This is a genomic window from Ammoniphilus sp. CFH 90114 (assembly GCF_004123195.1).
GTDB lineage: Bacteria > Bacillota > Bacilli > Aneurinibacillales > RAOX-1 > YIM-78166.
The window spans coordinates 209,738-226,863 of the sequence record NZ_SDLI01000004.1; the positions used below are offsets into that span (position 1 = coordinate 209,738).

A 17,126-nucleotide genomic window follows, 5' to 3' on the forward strand; every position below is an offset into this window, starting at 1 on the left:
CGCTATTCCCTACAAGTAGCGAAAAACACGATAAATAGCGGAACGATTTCCGTCTATGGGCCTCGAAAACCCTAAGATCAGCTAGTTTTGAACAAATAACGGAGAATTTTCCGTCTAAATTCCTCCTTTTGAGGTTAAATCCTAAGACAGTGGAACATTCTCCGCTTATTTTTTTATATTGTCTGCTAGATTACCTCCCAATCCAATCTAGCTCCAATTTATCATGGGTACCTTTTTAAATGACACTTGCAATTGATAATCCAATTGACGAAAGAAAGTTACATTCGATAAGATAAGAGTTAATTATTGTATACCAAGAGCCTAGGTCAAACCTATCTGAGGTGTTTGTGTTGAGAAGCTATCTCATATTACTTATGTGTTTACTGTTCCTCGTTCAATACTTTGTTGGTTCTCAAGTTCTTGAGTACGTCCTTGCCATATGTGCCATTATTGCTTTTCTAGGTAGTATTACGCTTGCAAGAGCTACACCGCGTTTTTTTAGTTTACTCATGTTTTTAGCAGCCATTGTTTTCACCATCTTGAAAGGGGACGGAATAGAAGAAGCGGTAAATGGAATTACGGCCAATCTTCCCTTATTGACCCTGCTCGTCCTCGTTCCGCTACTATCCATACCACTGAAGATGGGTGGTTTTTTTGATTCCATATTGATCTATCTTAAACAGTTTCGGAATCATCCAAGAAAAATGTTTATGGGTATTACGTCAGTGCTGTTCTTTCTCGGGCCCATACTGAATCTTGGATCTATTCGAATTGTTCATGAATTTACTCAGAGGTTGCAGTTGAATTCAACTTTTTTGTCCAAAGCCTACCTGGTTGGATTTTCTACGACAATCCTTTGGTCACCCTATTATGCTGCCGTGGCCATTACTCTTTTGTATCTCAATGTTTCGATCACCGATTATGTAAAGTATGGATTCGGTTTGGCTATTCTCTTCTTAATCATAGGTAATTTGATGTTTGGCTTTTGGGCAAGAAATCAAAATTTTGACCCAGTCCATGATCAAATAGGAACTGCATCGCCCGAACACGGAAAAAGATTGAAGTTTCTTGCTGTCATTATCTTTTCATTGATGGCTGTAACCATTATCGCGGAATCGATCACCCATTGGTCTATGCTTGTCTTAGTTAGCTTTCTAGCCATCCTATTTCCACTTTTATGGTGTTTGTTTTCCAACCAGTGGAAATCACTAAGGCATTATCTCATGGATTATCGAGATAACTCGGTACCTATCATGAACAATGAAATTATTATGTATATAAGTGCGGGATTCTTCGGACAATCGCTTACTGGAACAAGCTTTGGTCAAGGACTTAGCCTATTTATGATCGACATTTCGCAGATATCATTCCTACTCTTTGCCCTATTTATCCTTGTGACCATGGTTGTGGTAACCTATATGGGAATCCACCAAGTCGTTGTCGTAACTGTACTTGCTACTCAGATGGATCCTATTCTGCTAGGTACGAGTAAAGAAATATTAGCGATGATCATTATGCTTTCCTGGGCCACTTCTTCTGTACTAAGTCCGGTAAATCCTCTTAATCTATTAGTCAGCACACTAGTAAAAAGGTCCAGTATTGAGGTGGGAACACGAGATAATGGATGGTACCTACTCAGCATATGTACGATCGGTATTGCTATACTCACCTTGTTTCACTAGGTAGAATAAAATAACGAATTTTCTAAAAATAATCTTGATATCTACCATATATAATGCTACCATTGTCTCTAGTGTTATAATATTGATAAAATTCTAAATTCATTCTCACCCTAAGGAGGCCATCTATGCACAGTAAACACAGAGAAATTATTAACCCTAGTACCATTCATGATCCGTTTGGTTATACCCATGTCGTCATTCCGAAAGGAAAAAAGATTGTTTATTTGTCTGGACAAGTCGCTTGGGATAGAGATTTACAAGTCATTGATATTGGCGATCTTGCCAAGCAGACTGACATGGTTTACCAAAATATTCAACATGCATTGAACGAAGTGGGAGCTACTTGGGATCACATTGCAAAGACCACGATTTATACCACTCAACCTCACGAATATGCCATCATCGGTGCAGCAACAGCAAAGTTTTTTGGAGACGCACCTCCCCCTGCTCAAACCATTATTGGTGTAACCGGTCTAGCATTACCTGAATTTTTAATTGAAATTGAAGCTACTGTCGTGATGGACGAGTAAATAATAGGAAAAAGGGTGACCCATCAGTCGGTAAATCTGACTGATAAGGGGCACCCTGAAACACAGCTGAATCAATTTCAGGCCTCAGAGCCTTCATTTTTACAACGCCCTGCATTCCTTTCTATCTGCAAGGAAGGTGTTCTCTCCCTCTGCCTTAAAACATCCCACAATAGAAAACCCCTTTCCCCTTAGGAATCGAACACTCAGATTGAGCAACAGCTGGTCACTTGTCACAATAATGATATCCTTACGTTCAATTTCTCCATAGTGTCGCTTTAGATAGGCGTAAGGAAGTTGTAACACCCCTTTTACAGGGTGCATCGTCGCAATGTTGTAGTCCCTCACATCTAACAACAATACATCTTCTCTCGGGACGATTTGATCCCTATCTATACATGGTACATTCCCTACCGGAACATATCTCCGGTAAAGAGTGAACAACAAAGTGTTAGTTAAGATCCCTAGGATTAAGGCAAGCATTTTCTTTTTCTCCCTCTCTTATTCACATCCATCTATTCCACAGACTAAACCATCCTTATGAATAGACGGAGTTTTCTCCAATTCTTGTTGGATAACCTGTTCTAAGGACTCCTTACTATAAAGACCTTGCAACTTACGTTCACCAATATAAAAGGTCGGAACGGCTTGAATATTCGCTTCTTCATACGCATGACGTAAAGCTTCTTGATGAACCTCCTTGTATTTTCTCGTCTCTAAGGCCCCTCTGTAATCCTGTTCGTTAAGTCCAATCTCTCCAGCTAGTTGAGTAAGCACATCAATATCACCAATATTCAGTTCGTCTTGAAAGAAGGCTGTAAGCATTCGGTGATTATATTCATTTCCTTTACCTTGTTCTTTAGCCATTTGGTATCCTTCAAAGGCTAAATGTGTATACGGTTGAGGCGATACCCTCGGCAACACCATCTTAGTTCCGAAATGTTCTGCAGTTGGATAAACGGACTGCTTCCATGCCATTTGCAAATAATCTCCCTCAGGCTTTAACGTTGGTTGAGGATAGGGGCGCAATTCAAAGGGCATCCATTCGACTTCCACATCTTTTCCTTTCATCGCCTCTTCTAGCGGACCCTCCGCTATTAAACAAAACGGTCAAACATAATCGGAATATACTCGAATTTTTAGGGTCATTATTTTACCTCCAAATTTGTTGTTGTTAGGTTTCCTACTAGAGGACTCTGCTAAAAATAAAATAATTTTTGTTACAGTTAATCCCGTGAAAAGGAGCCCATAAATGGCCCCCTAAAATGATGCTACACCTGTGTATGATATACTTCCTCAAAAATACTCAGAATGTCTTTGGCATACAAAGATCTCGTTCCTGCTATATAGTTCTGGTCCCCTCCACTAATACGGATGGTTTCTTCTGCCATCATTTGAAGATCAGACTTTGCAACCCCAACCGCTTCAAGAGTGTCATAAACATTCAATTCCTTAAACCACTTGATTACCTCTTGTATAGTCGCTTCCGCTGCCTCTACATCATTAGGAGCTGACACCTGAAATACCGCTCGGCCAAGGCGTGCCAAACGATGTGGGCGATCCTCCTTCACCACTCTTCGGAAATAGGCAGGAGTGAGAATGGCGAGGCCTCTCCCATGAGAAATATCATAGTAAGCGGACAAAGTATGCTCCATCTGGTGAACTGGGAAGCTTCCCCCTCTTCCTGCATTCGGTATCCCTATTAGCGCTAAGGTGCTAGACCATAACAGGTGGGAACGTGCTTCGTAATCATCAGGAGTATCGATGGCTTGTTTGGCGTAACGAACGACGTTGCGAATAAGTCCCTCTGTAATTTCATCCTGTACGTTAGCTTGCTCATCTCCGGTCATGTAAGCCTCGTACAGATGAGTAAAGATGTCTACAGCACCATCCGAAGTATAATTCGTTGGCACGCTGTATGTCAGTTCTGGATCGAGAATGGCCTCCTTCGGAAACAAACCAGGACCTGAAATACTCGATTTTTCTTTCGTTTCCCAATTCGTAATCACGGCACCCGAATTCGCCTCAGATCCTGTCGCTGCTAAGGTTGGAATCGTAATAATAGGAAGCGCTTGTTGAATAGGGAGTAAGGTTTTCCATAATCTGGTTTGATTCCCTCGAATGTATTCATGTATCGGCCGACCGGATATCGCGACAGTAGCGATGGCCTTCGCCGCATCCATAGCAGATCCTCCACCAAGACCAATGATGAGCTCACATTGTTCCTTCCTGGCTAATTCTCCCGCTTCATCAATTGTCGTAGCTCGGGGATTGGGTTCCACTCGATCAAACAATACCATTTCGACACCACTTTTTTCTAAAGAGGCCATAACCTTTTGTAGTGTTCCAGTCTTTTTTGTTGAGGAACGACCTGTAACTAGTAAAACCTTCTTCGCATGTTGTCTTACAATGTCCCCGGTTTGGTTCACTACCCCTTGTCCGAAGTGGATTCTCGTAGGAGAGTGCAGTACAAAATTTAACATAAATTTTCACTCCGTTTTCTCTTATACTCATTCATAACCTGTATTATGTGCATATCCTTAGGTCTATCTTCCGTTCAAACTGTAATAAAATTATATACATTTATTCCAAAAAATTAAACAATATCATTGACATTGTTTAATTTTCTTCAGAACTGAGGCTATCGTAATCTGATCCAGATATCTCTCAAAATACAGGTCAGCTTCATCGAAGATGTCATCCATAACGACTTGAATTTTAGAAGAGACGAGACAATCCTCATCCGGATCACCGGTACACCAATGCGGCTTAATGGTACCGCAGGATACCGTACGATAAATTTGAGCTAAGGTAATGTCTTCGGGTTCACCATTCAGAATATACCCTCCGCCAATTCCCTCTTTGGTCTTGACGAAACCACCTTTACGCAAACAACTCATAATCTTCCTAATTCTTGCAGGATTGGTGGAAACATTCTTCGCTATTAAATCACTACTGGCCATATGATCAGGTAAATAAGCTAAAAAAACAAGACTGTGAACGGCTATCGTAAATTCACTATTCACTGAACTCATTCCTCCTTATGAAGGATACTGTAATAGTAGTGTACACAGTTCATAAAGTCAATATCCAACTTGCCATGACGGCGTTGATCCTGTCCTCTTTTTCTTGAAAATTTGCTGACCCTTCCAATAAAAAACTAGGCTTGTTATGGATACGATCCCAAGAGTAAGAAACATGGTCTTCCCTCCAAATGTAGAGAGGATCATCCCACCTGCCCAAGGCCCAAGAAAGCTGCCTAATTCACAAAAGCTTTGTGCTCCATAGAAAGTCCCACGCATTCCCTGGGGTGTAATCTGATCAATTTGGGCATATTCCGCTGGCACCACTAATATTTCTCCAATCGTAAAGATCATCATAGCAAGAATAAATCCTGTCCAATGAACTGAATAAGCAAACCCAATTTCCCCACAGAGAAAGAGGAAACACCCCACCCCAATTCGCCTAAAGTTAGAGAATCTCTCTGACCACTGAGTTAATTTAATTTGTAAAAGCAATACCGTAAGTCCATTAATACTCATTAACACGCCAAATAACCGTACCCCATCTACTATATTTTCTTTCAAATATTGAGATAAAGTAACCGACATCTGTCCATGTACCGTCATCAAGAGTGTGCCGCCTATAAGAAAAAGGAGCAATGGCGTATCTCGACGGAGGACACCTAAGGTATAGCTTATCGATACTTTTGATTCTGTTGCAGCAGCTTCATGGATTTTACTTTGGTTTACTTGTCTCCATAAGACGGCAGCATATAAAAGGTAAATTCCCCCTGCTAGCAGGAAGGTTTGCATACTCCCTCCAAATCCTAAAAAAGTACCTATCATAGGGCCAATGGAGAATCCTAGGTTAATTGCTAAGTAGCGATAGGAAAACATACGTAGCCGCTTTTCCTCAAGTGTCAGGTCGCCCATAAGCGCTTTAGAAATAGTGTTGAAAAAGGAAGCAGAAATCCCTCTTGTTAAGCTAAGCCCCAGCAATATTAAGGTATGAGTCGCAAAGACGAATCCGATGAAGGATAAAGTAAGAATAACTAACGATAAGAACATTAAACGACTTCTTCCCAACAGGTCAGACAGATATCCCCCGACGAAACCCCCAAGCGTTGCAGCTAGAGGTCCTGCCCCCACGATTAATCCAATGGTGGCATAATCCAACTTCGTGGTTTCTAATAAGTAAATTGCTAGAAAAGGCATACTCATCGAACTGGTCAGCGATACAAAAATAGTTCCTATGAGTAACGTATTGACCACAATATGGTTTTCTCTTAAGTCCGATAGCAGTGACTTCATTCATCCTCCATACGAAAGAGAAGAAATTTCAAGCTATGATCTAGCTGCGCAATAAAAGAATCCCGAAGGCTATAATAGGCAACATTCGTACTGTTGATATAGTGAGCCCTCACAAGCCCCGCTCGGCGAAGAGAGGTCATATGATGATGGACTGTACTTTTAGCAAGCTTCAGATGTTGATGAATCTGAATCAGTGTCCTTGGTTCCCTACTAAGGTATTGTAATATAGTTAAGCGCCTCTCATCCCCTAGACATTGGGCGATCTGAAGCACATTTTGTCTTGCCTCTTTCCCCTGTGAGTTAGGTCGCAAAGGATATAGGCAGACCGCTATTGCACGGTAAAAATCCAGAATCGTGCTTGGTGCGCAGTGGTATTGAGGTACTAAGATGACTTCTTGTAATTCTTGTACCGGTTCAATATAAATGCCACCTGTCACTTGGTCGATCAAATCAACCGGCTTCTCTACTTCGAGACGAGACATTAAAGTATGCGCCTCTTCTTGCAAGTCTCTGAGACACGACTGATCAAAAAACTGAAAATAATACTCGTGCCAGCGTTGTAAAAGCCATACAGCTTGGTCCCTGACTTCCGCTAGATTAAGAGGAATCGTCTGAACCCATGGAGATAGTCTTTCATATAATTCTCCTGCAGGCAGCTGTTCTAACCACCCTAAAAATCCTTCCACCGTCTCAGCGTTGGGGCACTGGGAAACTAACAGCACCGTACGATGAAGAACCTCCCAGCGTTCATCTAATAGTGTTTCCGCATAATCTTGAGGAAGTCGTTCTCGTATCTTCTTCAACCATTGATCATCTAGCGTAATCCCCTTTAGATTAGGGTAGTAAATATAAGCATAGAAGCTATTAATTAGCTCATAAACAGGGGAATATTTCACTTTTATAGAATACACAACGACGTTCGACCTCCATCGAATGACTTGAAGCAATGATACTATGAATTAGAAAAAAAATCCAGTATCTTGTACTGGATTTTTGTGATTAAGTTATCCTAGACAATTTTTAATAACTATTGCAAACCTACAACACTGCGCCCACGAACATTCCCTTTCACAATCCTTGATAACACTTCGGGTAATTCATCTAATCGAACTTCGGTAGCGATGTCGTCTAATAGACGGTTCGTTGAGAAGGTATTCGCCAATCGCTCCCAGATTTTGAGGCGTGTAGCCATAGGGCAGTAAACGGAATCAATTCCGAGGAGATTAATGCCGCGTAAAATGAAAGGATAAACGGTTGTTGGAACCTCGCCTCCCCCCGTTAATCCACTAACAGCAACGGATCCCCCGTACTGAGTCGTACTTAATACATAAGCCAAGGTCTTCCCCCCAACCGGATCAACAGCAGCCGCCCAGCGTTGTTGATCAAGTGGACTTATCTTTTCTGGCGTTAACTCTCCTCTATTGATGATCTCCTTAGCTCCAAGGTGATGTAAGTACTCATGCTCTGATTCCTTGCCTGTGCTTGCGGCGACATGATAGCTATTCAAACTCAACATCGAAACAGCAATACTGCCTACCCCACCTGTTGCTCCTGTTACCAGTACAGGCCCTTTATCGGGTTTCAAACCGTTTTCCTCTAAACGCTGAATAGAAAGCGCCGCTGTAAATCCCGCCGTCCCTAAAACCATCGCACCCTTCAGGGTTAATCCCTTAGGGAGGGGGACCACCCAATCTCCTGGTACACGAGCATATTGACTAAAACCTCCAAAATGACTCACACCCAGTTCATAACTTGTTACAATCACCTCATCCCCTTCACGATAACGGGAATCGTCAGATGCAACCACGGTTCCAGCTAAATCAATTCCAGGAATAAACGGATAAGACCTCACAATACGTCCCTTCGGATCAGCAGCTAGTCCATCCTTAAAATTAACACTTGAATAAGCTACGCGAATCGTGACATCTCCACTTGGTAAATCGTCGAATGTCATTTGCTTGATATCAACTGTAAATTGATCGTCAACTTTATTTACAACTAGGGCAGAGAACTTTGACATCACCGAACACCATCCTTCGCTATTCTAGTAACGTCTTCATTATATCATGATAGCAATTCCTACCAATGACCAAGTTTGATAGAAGAATGCAAAAAAGCCTTCCCAAAACGAGGAACTTATGGTAAAAATAAAGAGAAACCTCGATAATAGCAAATTCATTGAAAGATGAAGACGCAAAGCCACGGGCCTAAAGTTTATGTATAAACCATGGTAGCCGGGCTACCGAAAGGAGTAATTTTTATGAAGTTAGATTTATATCGGTTAGAGCTCATTTCCAATATTCATGAGCTGATGGAGCTGAAGGAAAGACTTAAGAATGACGTGTTAGACCCCAAGTTGAATTGGCGTGAACGAATGGAATTGTATCAATCGATCCAGGGGATTAATTGCAGGATAGAAAATTTAAATAATAGATTGGAGAACAGGCCTTCTGCATAGAAGTGCCTTTTTTCTTTATTGGGTTGTTTAAATGGAGTATAAGGACTTGTCCTCAAATAAAAAAAGCACTCTATTTAATAGAGTACTTCTTACACATAATATCTATCGTTATCCATTTGTCTTTTTTCAAGTTCTCTCTCCAGCTGATCACTGAGCCTTTCATCCTTAGATCTTTGTGACTTACCCTTTCTCTTAAAACCAAACCATTGAATCAAAATGACCATTAGCTTCATATCCTATCCCCTCCTTGGAAATAGGATATGATAAATCAAGCAACAATTCTAACGATTGTTTTTCATCATTTTCATCGAAAATAACGATCGATATGCTATTCTAACACAATAAGAACCGTAGCTATGGTTTCGCAGTAGGATATAACAAATTCTTCACAGTACATAGTGACGACAAGACACAAGTAATGGTACTATCAAGAGGAAAAGGATTCCATTACGTTAGGGGGAAAACATGATGTCTTTTTTTGACAAGGTCAAAGCTAGTATAGGAATTGGCGCTGCTAAAGTAGATGCGAAACTAGATAAGAACACTTATACTGCCGGTGAAAATCTCACAGGGACTCTTTTGATCCAGGGCGGAAACATCGACCAAGAGATCAATGGAATAGATCTTCGTTTAGTAACTGAAGTCATCAAGGAAGTGGATGACAAAAAGGTTAAGCAGAATGTTTCATTTATGTCCCATAGAGCTGTATCTGGATTTACCATTGCAAGAGGGGAACGCAAAGATTTGTCCTTCTCTTTCCCAATCCCTATGGACACCCCTATTACCATTGGCAACAGCAAAATCTGGCTTCAAACCGCTATGGATATCTCTTTAGCAATGGACCCAACTGATCGAGATTTTGTTACCATTCGACCTCATGAAGCTGTTCAAACAGTATTGGAAGCAACACAATCTCTTGGTTTCACGTTGAGAAAAGCAGAAAATCTTCCATTTGGCCGAAGTTCAATAGGCTTAATTCAAGAGTTTGAATTTGTACCAACCAGCGGAGCATTCAGGGGAAAGTTAGATGAAATCGAATTGGTCTTTTTTGTACAAAGAGACGGTATACGTGTCATGATGGAAATCGATCGGAAGGCTCGAGGGCTTGTATCGTTCCTTGCTGAAAGTTTAGATCTAGATGAGTCTAAGGTCTCCATATTTCTTCCGTTCCAGGAAGTGAATCGTGGGGTTCAAGCTACGGCCTCTCGCCTTCACGGAGTCATTAGCTCTTATTGTTGATTCTTGCAACAGCCACCTCTTAATGGAGATGGCTGTTGTTTTAGTATGTCACCTTTATTCGCATACAAACTTTTCGAATCCCAGATGTGAATTTTTTCTAGATGACGAGGAAATTGGTTTCTGATAGGATAATCTTAGAGGTTATTTTGATAATGATTATCAGTTTGATTGAGGGGTGTTAAGGGCCATGCAGAAACTATCCTTTTGTAAAAAGAATGCTTCTGAAACTAAGAAATTGTATAAAACCTTAAAATCCATATATAAAGGAGTCAATATTAAACGCAAGGATTGCCTTGGAAAATGTAAAACTTGCAAAAAAGAACCTTTCGCCCAACTAGATGGTAAGACCATTGCCTGTGACAGTGTTGAAGATCTCTACGATTACATTAACCGTCGCATACTTAAAGAATGGAAAGAGTCCCTCCGTTAATCCAAATAATACCGTACTTTCTTTACATCAATGTAATATAATTCTCGAATCTTTTACTTTTTTATCATCTGATAGGCATTTAAGGCTCTTTCCCTCGCATACAAGTGATCAATGATAGGTAAAGGATAGGTGTTTCCTAACTCAATCCCTGCTGCTTGCAAAACTTGCTGAGGAGCCGTCCATGGGCGATGGATATATTCACTAGGTAAACCTTCAAGTTCAGGGACCCATCTGCGTATGTAATCCCCATTGCGATCAAACTTCTCCCCTTGTGTAATAGGATTAAAAACCCGGAAGTAAGGGGATGCATCGAATCCACAGCCCGCAACCCACTGCCACCCCATCGTATTATTAGCTATATCCATATCAAGTAATGTTTCTTCAAACCAGTTAGCTCCCTTTTTCCATGGAATGAGGAGATGCTTGACAAGAAAAGAGGAGGCAATCATCCGAACCCTATTATGCATCCACCCTGTTTCCCACAACTCCCTCATACCAGCATCTACAAATGGATAACCGGTTTGTCCTTGCTTCCACTGCTTAAAGGCTTCCTCATCCTCTTCCCATGGAAAGGACAAAAATTCCGCCCGTAGAGGAGAATTCGTAATACGAGGAAAATATTGTAATTGGCAATAAGCGAAATCTCTCCAAACCAACTGTCTAAGGAAGGCTTCAACATGCTCCTGATTTTCACTAATGTCGCTGATTTCCTTGAGGTTATGCCATATCCATCTTGGACTCAACTCTCCCCACGCAAGGTGCGGAGATAATCCTGAAGCGTGAGAGGAGAATGGAAAATCTCTTTTCGTTGAATAGCCATCCAATCTCCCTTCAGCGAATTCCTTCCATCGAAGCATAGCTCCATTTTCCCCGGGTGTCCAATACGAAGAAAATTTATTATACCATTTGACTTTAGGCAATAGACCTAACTCTTCCAACGAAACGGTTTCTACATTTCCCTGAAAGGTTGGGATTTTGCCAGGACTCGGAAGTGGAACAGTTACATCCCTTCTCCTCGATTGCTTCCAAAATGGAGTAAATACCTTATAAGGCTGTTGTTGTTGCGTCAAAATAGAGTTGGGTTCAAACAACAAGTGGGCATGAAAGCTCCGAACCTCAACATATTCCCGCAATGCTTGCTTTATTTGTTTATCTTCATCACTTATCGTCGGTTCATACCTTTGGGTAAAATATAGGGCATCAGCGTTCGTCTCTCTCAGTATTTCCTTTAGAACCACAAGACTCGAACCTTGTCTCAGGATCAGCCTCGACCCCAATTTTTGGAGGGTCTGTTCTAGTTGAGCAAGGGATTGATGTAGCCACCAAGAAGTAGCCTGCTCTGACATACAATCTTCCCAGATAAAAACAGGTAGAACCACTCCCCGCTGCACGGCTTCCCATAACGCCGGGTTGTCATGGATGCGAAGATCCCTTCGAAACCAAACAATTGTTGTCTTTTCCTTCATGTAAGTTCACCTCTTTCTATCTGGAAATGTCGTTAGGCTAAGCCGGTCTTTGCTTCTAATTCTAGCATATCAAAAAAAGTGATATCCATCACGGAAATCAGTCTCCTTTCGTCTTACAATAAAGATGTAAAAGACATCTAAATTAAGGGGGATAAGACATGTTACGATTTGATCGTGCAACCCATACTGGAGAGATCGTTATACAAGTGCCTCAAGCCAGTTCTATCTTAAAGAAGTATCGAATTGACTTCTGCTGCGGGGGCAATCGTCCGATAGGCCAAGTGTTGGATGAGAAAAATCTCAATAGTGAGGATATCCTTGAACAACTAAATACGCTAGCTTTAGTAAGCCAGGCTCCACAAGAGGATAAAGATTGGACACAAGCTTCCTACCATGAAACAATCAACCATATTCTTCAAACCCATCACACCTATCTCTCCCAGCAACTTCCGGAGATTAGTCCCTATGTTACTAAGATTTTGCGTGTCCATGGCTCCGATCGACCAGAGCTCGAAGAACTGCATACCCTATTCCATAAATTGAAGAAAGAGTTGGAGGATCATACAAAGAAAGAGGAAGAACTCATCTTCCCAGCCATCCTTGAATATGAAAGTAGTCCAACTCCTGAACGTTTAGCCAAGCTTCGCGATGGAATCTATGAATTGGAAAATGAACATGAGGGTGCTGGCCACATTCTGTTTAGAATGCGAGAGATCACCAAGGACTATACTCCTCCAGAGGGAGCTTGCATGACTTATCAGCTTACATTTAAGAAACTTGAGGAGCTAGAGACGGATACTTTCGCCCATGTTCATCTAGAAAATTACATCCTCTTTCCACGTGTACTTAACGCAAAATAAAGCATAGAGCTCAATCCATAAGAATGACGGATTGAGCTTTTACTATGCCTACACCTTATACGTTTTGATTAATACCTGTAATTCTTCCGCCATACTGGATAAAGAATGAGCAGAACTTGAAATTTCCTCTAAGAAGACTAATTGTTCTTCCGTTGCAGCAGAGACTTCCTGTGTCCCCGATGCTGTGATTGCCACACCGTTGTCTATGGACTGCATAGCTTGAACAATAAGTTCTGCACCGCTTGCCATTTGTTGTACCGCAGCAGAAACCTCCTGGATTTGCATCGTAACCTCATCAATAGAGGCTCGAATCTGACCGAAGGATTCTCCAGCCGTGTGGACTACCCCTATGCCGGTTTCTACTTCTTTTATCGCCAATTCCATTGAATGAACAGCCTTCTGTGTTTCCTCTTGGATAGCAAAGATTAGCTGAGAGATTTGCGTCGCTGAAGTGGCGGATTGCTCAGCAAGCTTGCGAACCTCACTGGCTACCACGGCAAAACCACGTCCTTGTTCCCCTGCTCTTGCTGCTTCAATAGCTGCATTAAGTGCTAAAAGATTGGTCTGAGCAGAGATCCCACCAATCACTTTAATAATCTCGCCAATCTCTTCCGAACGAGCCCCTAACCCTTTTACCACGTCCGCTAATCCATTTACGGTTTGATGAATGGAATGCATCTGTTGCTCTGCCACCTCGATCGCTTGGCCCCCTTCGGAGGCTTTTCCAGAAGCATCCAAGGCAGTTACCGAGACTGAATGTGTCCGATTAGCCATTTCCTTAACACCTTTAGACATATCTCTTACCGTATTCGTGGTTTCATCCACATACCCTACTTGATTATCTACACTGCTTGCAACGCTTCTCATCGTGTCAGCAATTTGTTTTGTAGCATGATGAGTTTGCTCCGCTCTCGATAACAATACTCCAGAAGAAGTGGTGACCTGTTCCGAGCTTGAATGAACTTTCTGAATGAGCACGCGGACATGGTGAGCCATGAGGTTTAAGGTCATCGCTAAATCCCCAATTTCATCCTTGTTGTTCGTATGTACATCTTTAATGGACAAATCTCCATCCGCAATTTTCTTCGCATACTCGATTAAATCACTAATCGGTTTTGTTCTTCTTCGAATGAGCCAGATCGTAATGATCGAAGCAAGGGTCATCGGGAATAACCCCATAACGAAAGTGCCCATTACCGATTCCCATGTCCTAGCGGTAATGATATCCGCATTAAAATCAATCGCGTTTAAAGCCAATATCTCTTTACTTGGATCATGATCTTGAAAAATAGGGGCGTACCCCGTCACTCGTTTCATTCCGCCAAACTCGTAAACAGGGGAATAATGAGGATGCCCCGTTTCTTTCATTTTATTCAACACTTCTTGATCAATATAAAACGAATCGCCCGCTTTAAAACCTTGACTCTGTAGATTGGCATCTGCAGCTAGCACAGTCCCGTCAAGGAGGAGAATATAATGCGCTTCAAAAAGACTTTTATGGTCCGTTGTCCAATTAAGTGTGTTTTGCAAGGCTATTAATTTTTCTTCGTTCCCTTTAACAATCTCCTCTATATCGTTTGGTTTAACTAAACCGGTGGTAATATTAGCACAGCCAACCGCCTCAATTCCTGCTGCTTCATAAGTCTTCTTGTAACTAACCCAGTAGTTGGATAAGGAAGATATGATCATCGAAGCAAATATGACAACAATAATAATAACCCCTAACTGCCAAGTAATCGTCCTTCTCACGGTTTCCAGCCCTCCCCTTTTCTATCTATTATCTGAACCTTATCACTTGTTTCGAATTTTGACAGTGATATAGGTCACTATCCGCTGATGCTTTGTGTAAATAACATCACACCTAAAAAAAAAGAGTGACTATATCCGCTGGATGCGGTATAAAGTCACTCTTTTTTCACTTACCTTTTAATACACGTCACGTTGGTAGCGTCCTTTTTCTTGAATATCATTTAGATAGGCTTCAGCTGCATCACGCGTCATCGCACCTTCTTTTTCAATAATGTCGATGAGTGTATTATGAACGTCTTTGGCCATATATTGCTTGTCTCCACAAACATAGAAGTAAGCTCCATTTTCTAACCAATTAAACAGTTCTTTGCTATTTTCAAGCATTTTGTGTTGTACATATACCTTCTGTTCCGTATCACGAGAGAATGCTGTTTCCAATCTTGTCAGGACACCATTTTGCTGGTACTGTTGCAGCTCGTCCTGGTAAAGAAAATCAGTTGCGGATTTTTGGTCACCAAAGAATAGCCATGATTTACCGGATGCTTTAGTAACCGCACGTTCCTGGATAAAGGAACGGAATGGCGCAATGCCTGTCCCTGGCCCAACCATGATAATATCTTTATCAAGAGATTCGGGCAGATGGAAGTGTTTGTTAGGCTGTATAAATACTGGCAGCGTGTCGCCTTCATCAAGACGTTCAGCACATAAAACGGAACAAACCCCTTTACGTAAGCGACCATGCGCTTCGTAACGAACAGCTCCAATCGTTAGATGCACTTCCTCAGGATTAGCCGCAATGCTACTCGCAATGGAATACAGACGTGGTGTCATCTTCCTTAATAGGGAAACAATGTCTTGAGCAGAAGCGTTCCAAGGACCGAAATCACGCAACATATCAAGCAAGTCACGTCCTACGGTATACTCCTTCAGTTGATTTGCGTTTTCAACTAATAAAAGATTCTTCAGATCCTCGTTGACTGTGAACTCGGCTGCTTGCTGTAGAATCTTTTTCGATAACAACGTAATTTCAAAGTAGGATGTTAACGCTTCCTTCAGTGGAAGTGTGTCTCCTTGCTTGTTAATTTCAACTAACGTTTCGTCATCCCACTTCATTTCCTCAAGAAGTAAAGCCACTAGTTGAGGATCATTGGAAGGGACAATACCTAAGGCATCACCAGGAATATAGGATAGGCCGGATCCTTCTAATGATAACTCGATGTGCCTGGTCTCTTTGCTAGATCCTTCTCCGTTTAGGTTTACATTTTTGAGAACTTTAGCTTGAAATGGATTGGTCCTTGAAAATGTTGTTAGCCCCTTTTTGGCTTCAGTATGTTGCTCAGTAAGTTGCATACTCTTCACCCCATAATGTTTATATAATCTTAGGATAACACGGGATGAGAAAATCAGATATGTTTTTTTTACAAACATTTAATAATAGGTAAACTGTCTTATTAAAATTCCCCTGAATTAAAGTTATTTATACCTCAACGGACCATTCCTCCGATTTTCCCGATTAAACTAAAAAAGGTAACCCCATAAACTTGGGTGTGGGGTCACCTTCCTTTATTATTCATTTCTATTCTTTTTCATTAGGTTAGCGATCTGAATGGAATTCTCATCCCCTTGACTATCTAGGGCTTCAATCACTCTATCTTGTCGCTCCCTCGAATGGTTCTGACTTAGTTTCCACTTTCCCTCTAGCTTCTCGATCTCAATTCGGAACCCTATAATTCCCTTCGATAGGTTGGAGATAAAGGTTGAATCTACGCTGCTCATACTCCAGGGGTTAGGCATAGTTGATTCATAAACGTTCACGGAGTCGTCAAGAATGCGTCTCAGTTCCTCAGGATCTTCGATTAGTTCTAGCTTTCCATATGCATGAACAGCAACATAATTCCATGTTGGAACGGCTAGTGTGGTCTCATACCACGAAGGCGAAATATACGTATGCGGACCGGAGAAAACGACTAGGACTTCATTTTCCCTACTATTCCAATGAGGATTGGCTTTCGCCATGTGTCCATACAAGCATCCTTCTTCCCGTTCTAACAATAAAGGGACATGGGTTGCGTAAGGGCCATTTTCCGTTTGCGAAAAAATGATAGCAAAGCTATTCTTCTCTATAAATTCGTATAACGATTCCTTCTCCTTCACTTCAAAAGATGAAGGTATATACATGTTATCCTCTCCCTTTTACTTCCCTTGTTGCCTCCGTACGGTAACACTCTCGCCCCCAATTCCCCAATTATCTGTTTCCACTTCATCAATAACGACAACCGTCGTATTGGGGTTCTTACCTAGCACATCTACAAGTAGCTGGGTAACGCCTTTAATTAATTCCGCTTTTTTCTCAGGGGTTACATTTTCGTTTGTAATTTTAATGTTAACATATGGCATAGCGT

General features: G+C 41.5%; 18 protein-coding genes, 1 pseudogene and 1 riboswitch. Of the genes and pseudogenes, 6 read left to right on the forward strand and 13 right to left on the reverse strand.

The features are described 5' to 3' along the window. The first annotated feature begins 350 nt into the window (after positions 1-350). A complete protein-coding gene (locus EIZ39_RS11180) occupies positions 351-1,682 on the forward strand; it encodes a hypothetical protein (protein WP_164985031.1) in 1,332 nt (443 codons plus the stop codon). A 125-nt stretch (positions 1,683-1,807) separates the two neighbouring features. Next, the gene (locus tag EIZ39_RS11185) at positions 1,808-2,212 is read left to right on the forward strand and encodes a RidA family protein (protein WP_129200051.1); all 405 of its coding nucleotides are present in this window, start codon (positions 1,808-1,810) and stop codon (positions 2,210-2,212) included. Between the two features lie 99 nt (positions 2,213-2,311). Here EIZ39_RS11185 and EIZ39_RS11190 read toward each other — a convergent pair whose 3' ends face one another. The 7 genes from EIZ39_RS11190 to EIZ39_RS11220 all read right to left on the reverse strand — a co-directional run bounded on the left by EIZ39_RS11190 (position 2,312) and on the right by EIZ39_RS11220 (position 8,542). After that, positions 2,312-2,692, reverse strand: a complete 381-nt coding sequence (locus EIZ39_RS11190) for a sulfurtransferase (RefSeq protein ID WP_129200052.1) — start codon at positions 2,690-2,692, stop codon at positions 2,312-2,314. An 18-nt stretch (positions 2,693-2,710) separates the two neighbouring features. Beyond that, positions 2,711-3,358 (reverse strand): DsbA family oxidoreductase, encoded by a 648-nt coding sequence (locus EIZ39_RS11195; RefSeq protein ID WP_129200053.1) that lies wholly within the window; start codon positions 3,356-3,358, stop codon positions 2,711-2,713. 122 nt (positions 3,359-3,480) lie between these two features. Next, positions 3,481-4,692, reverse strand: coding sequence for an iron-containing alcohol dehydrogenase (locus tag EIZ39_RS11200; protein WP_129200054.1), 1,212 nt, complete (start codon positions 4,690-4,692; stop codon positions 3,481-3,483). 123 nt (positions 4,693-4,815) lie between these two features. Further along, positions 4,816-5,235, reverse strand: a complete 420-nt coding sequence (locus EIZ39_RS11205) for an Rrf2 family transcriptional regulator (RefSeq protein ID WP_129200055.1) — start codon at positions 5,233-5,235, stop codon at positions 4,816-4,818. Between the two features lie 57 nt (positions 5,236-5,292). Next, on the reverse strand, positions 5,293-6,522 hold the full coding sequence (locus EIZ39_RS11210; RefSeq protein ID WP_129200056.1) for an MDR family MFS transporter: 1,230 nt from the start codon (positions 6,520-6,522) through the stop codon (positions 5,293-5,295). Beyond that, a complete protein-coding gene (locus EIZ39_RS11215; RefSeq protein WP_240675772.1) occupies positions 6,519-7,433 on the reverse strand; it encodes an ArsR/SmtB family transcription factor in 915 nt (304 codons plus the stop codon). The genes EIZ39_RS11210 and EIZ39_RS11215 overlap by 4 nt, the downstream gene beginning before the upstream one ends. Before the next feature lie 116 nt (positions 7,434-7,549). Next, positions 7,550-8,542 (reverse strand): NADPH:quinone oxidoreductase family protein, encoded by a 993-nt coding sequence (locus EIZ39_RS11220; RefSeq protein ID WP_129200268.1) that lies wholly within the window; start codon positions 8,540-8,542, stop codon positions 7,550-7,552. 138 nt (positions 8,543-8,680) lie between these two features. Further along, a riboswitch (cyclic di-GMP riboswitch) is annotated at positions 8,681-8,769 on the forward strand. Between the two features lie 13 nt (positions 8,770-8,782). Here EIZ39_RS11220 and EIZ39_RS11225 point away from each other — a divergent pair. Continuing rightward, complete coding sequence (locus EIZ39_RS11225) at positions 8,783-8,980, forward strand: hypothetical protein (protein ID WP_129200057.1); 198 nt, start codon at positions 8,783-8,785, stop codon at positions 8,978-8,980. 89 nt (positions 8,981-9,069) lie between these two features. Here EIZ39_RS11225 and EIZ39_RS26595 read toward each other — a convergent pair whose 3' ends face one another. Further along, positions 9,070-9,213 carry a hypothetical protein gene (locus EIZ39_RS26595; protein ID WP_164985032.1) on the reverse strand — a complete coding sequence of 48 codons (144 nt, stop codon included), beginning with the start codon at positions 9,211-9,213 and terminating at the stop codon, positions 9,070-9,072. A gap of 232 nt (positions 9,214-9,445) precedes the next feature. On the opposite strand from EIZ39_RS26595, the gene EIZ39_RS11230 reads away from it, so the two are divergent. After that, a complete protein-coding gene (locus EIZ39_RS11230) occupies positions 9,446-10,219 on the forward strand; it encodes a sporulation protein (RefSeq protein WP_129200058.1) in 774 nt (257 codons plus the stop codon). Between the two features lie 187 nt (positions 10,220-10,406). Next, positions 10,407-10,649 carry a DUF1450 domain-containing protein gene (locus EIZ39_RS11235; protein WP_129200059.1) on the forward strand — a complete coding sequence of 81 codons (243 nt, stop codon included), beginning with the start codon at positions 10,407-10,409 and terminating at the stop codon, positions 10,647-10,649. Between the two features lie 53 nt (positions 10,650-10,702). Here EIZ39_RS11235 and EIZ39_RS11240 read toward each other — a convergent pair whose 3' ends face one another. Next, entirely contained in the window at positions 10,703-12,115 is a 1,413-nt protein-coding gene (locus EIZ39_RS11240; protein WP_129200060.1) for a cryptochrome/photolyase family protein, read from the reverse strand. Between the two features lie 158 nt (positions 12,116-12,273). On the opposite strand from EIZ39_RS11240, the gene ric reads away from it, so the two are divergent. Beyond that, positions 12,274-12,975, forward strand: coding sequence for an iron-sulfur cluster repair di-iron protein (ric, locus tag EIZ39_RS11245; RefSeq protein WP_129200061.1), 702 nt, complete (start codon positions 12,274-12,276; stop codon positions 12,973-12,975). A 48-nt stretch (positions 12,976-13,023) separates the two neighbouring features. On the opposite strand, the gene EIZ39_RS11250 is transcribed toward ric, so the two are convergent. The 4 genes and pseudogenes from EIZ39_RS11250 to EIZ39_RS11265 all read right to left on the reverse strand — a co-directional run bounded on the left by EIZ39_RS11250 (position 13,024) and on the right by EIZ39_RS11265 (position 17,121). Beyond that, positions 13,024-14,724: a methyl-accepting chemotaxis protein gene (locus EIZ39_RS11250; protein WP_129200062.1), complete on the reverse strand. Its 1,701-nt coding sequence runs from the start codon at positions 14,722-14,724 to the stop codon at positions 13,024-13,026. 177 nt (positions 14,725-14,901) lie between these two features. Then, positions 14,902-16,113, reverse strand: a pseudogene (locus tag EIZ39_RS11255) (sulfite reductase subunit alpha); the annotation flags it as partial. Positions 16,114-16,290: 177 nt separating this feature from the next. Continuing rightward, complete coding sequence (locus tag EIZ39_RS11260) at positions 16,291-16,902, reverse strand: FMN-binding negative transcriptional regulator (protein ID WP_129200064.1); 612 nt, start codon at positions 16,900-16,902, stop codon at positions 16,291-16,293. Between the two features lie 15 nt (positions 16,903-16,917). Beyond that, complete coding sequence (locus EIZ39_RS11265; protein ID WP_240675773.1) at positions 16,918-17,121, reverse strand: tautomerase family protein; 204 nt, start codon at positions 17,119-17,121, stop codon at positions 16,918-16,920. Between the last annotated feature and the right edge of the window lie 5 nt (positions 17,122-17,126).

What these genes read in the sequence shown, in the direction of transcription:
- EIZ39_RS11200 (WP_129200054.1), bottom strand. Translation starts at nt 4,692, where the DNA reads ATGTTAAATTTTGTACTGCACTCTCCTACGAGAATCCACTTCGGACAA.
- EIZ39_RS11210 (WP_129200056.1), bottom strand. Translation starts at nt 6,522, where the DNA reads ATGAAGTCACTGCTATCGGACTTAAGAGAAAACCATATTGTGGTCAAT.
- EIZ39_RS11240 (WP_129200060.1), bottom strand. Translation starts at nt 12,115, where the DNA reads ATGAAGGAAAAGACAACAATTGTTTGGTTTCGAAGGGATCTTCGCATC.
- EIZ39_RS11225 (WP_129200057.1), top strand. Translation starts at nt 8,783, where the DNA reads ATGAAGTTAGATTTATATCGGTTAGAGCTCATTTCCAATATTCATGAG.
- EIZ39_RS11235 (WP_129200059.1), top strand. Translation starts at nt 10,407, where the DNA reads ATGCAGAAACTATCCTTTTGTAAAAAGAATGCTTCTGAAACTAAGAAA.
- EIZ39_RS11190 (WP_129200052.1), bottom strand. Translation starts at nt 2,692, where the DNA reads ATGCTTGCCTTAATCCTAGGGATCTTAACTAACACTTTGTTGTTCACT.
- EIZ39_RS11260 (WP_129200064.1), bottom strand. Translation starts at nt 16,902, where the DNA reads ATGTATATACCTTCATCTTTTGAAGTGAAGGAGAAGGAATCGTTATAC.
- EIZ39_RS11185 (WP_129200051.1), top strand. Translation starts at nt 1,808, where the DNA reads ATGCACAGTAAACACAGAGAAATTATTAACCCTAGTACCATTCATGAT.
- ric (WP_129200061.1), top strand. Translation starts at nt 12,274, where the DNA reads ATGTTACGATTTGATCGTGCAACCCATACTGGAGAGATCGTTATACAA.
- EIZ39_RS26595 (WP_164985032.1), bottom strand. Translation starts at nt 9,213, where the DNA reads ATGAAGCTAATGGTCATTTTGATTCAATGGTTTGGTTTTAAGAGAAAG.
- EIZ39_RS11265 (WP_240675773.1), bottom strand. Translation starts at nt 17,121, where the DNA reads ATGCCATATGTTAACATTAAAATTACAAACGAAAATGTAACCCCTGAG.
- EIZ39_RS11230 (WP_129200058.1), top strand. Translation starts at nt 9,446, where the DNA reads ATGATGTCTTTTTTTGACAAGGTCAAAGCTAGTATAGGAATTGGCGCT.
- EIZ39_RS11220 (WP_129200268.1), bottom strand. Translation starts at nt 8,542, where the DNA reads ATGTCAAAGTTCTCTGCCCTAGTTGTAAATAAAGTTGACGATCAATTT.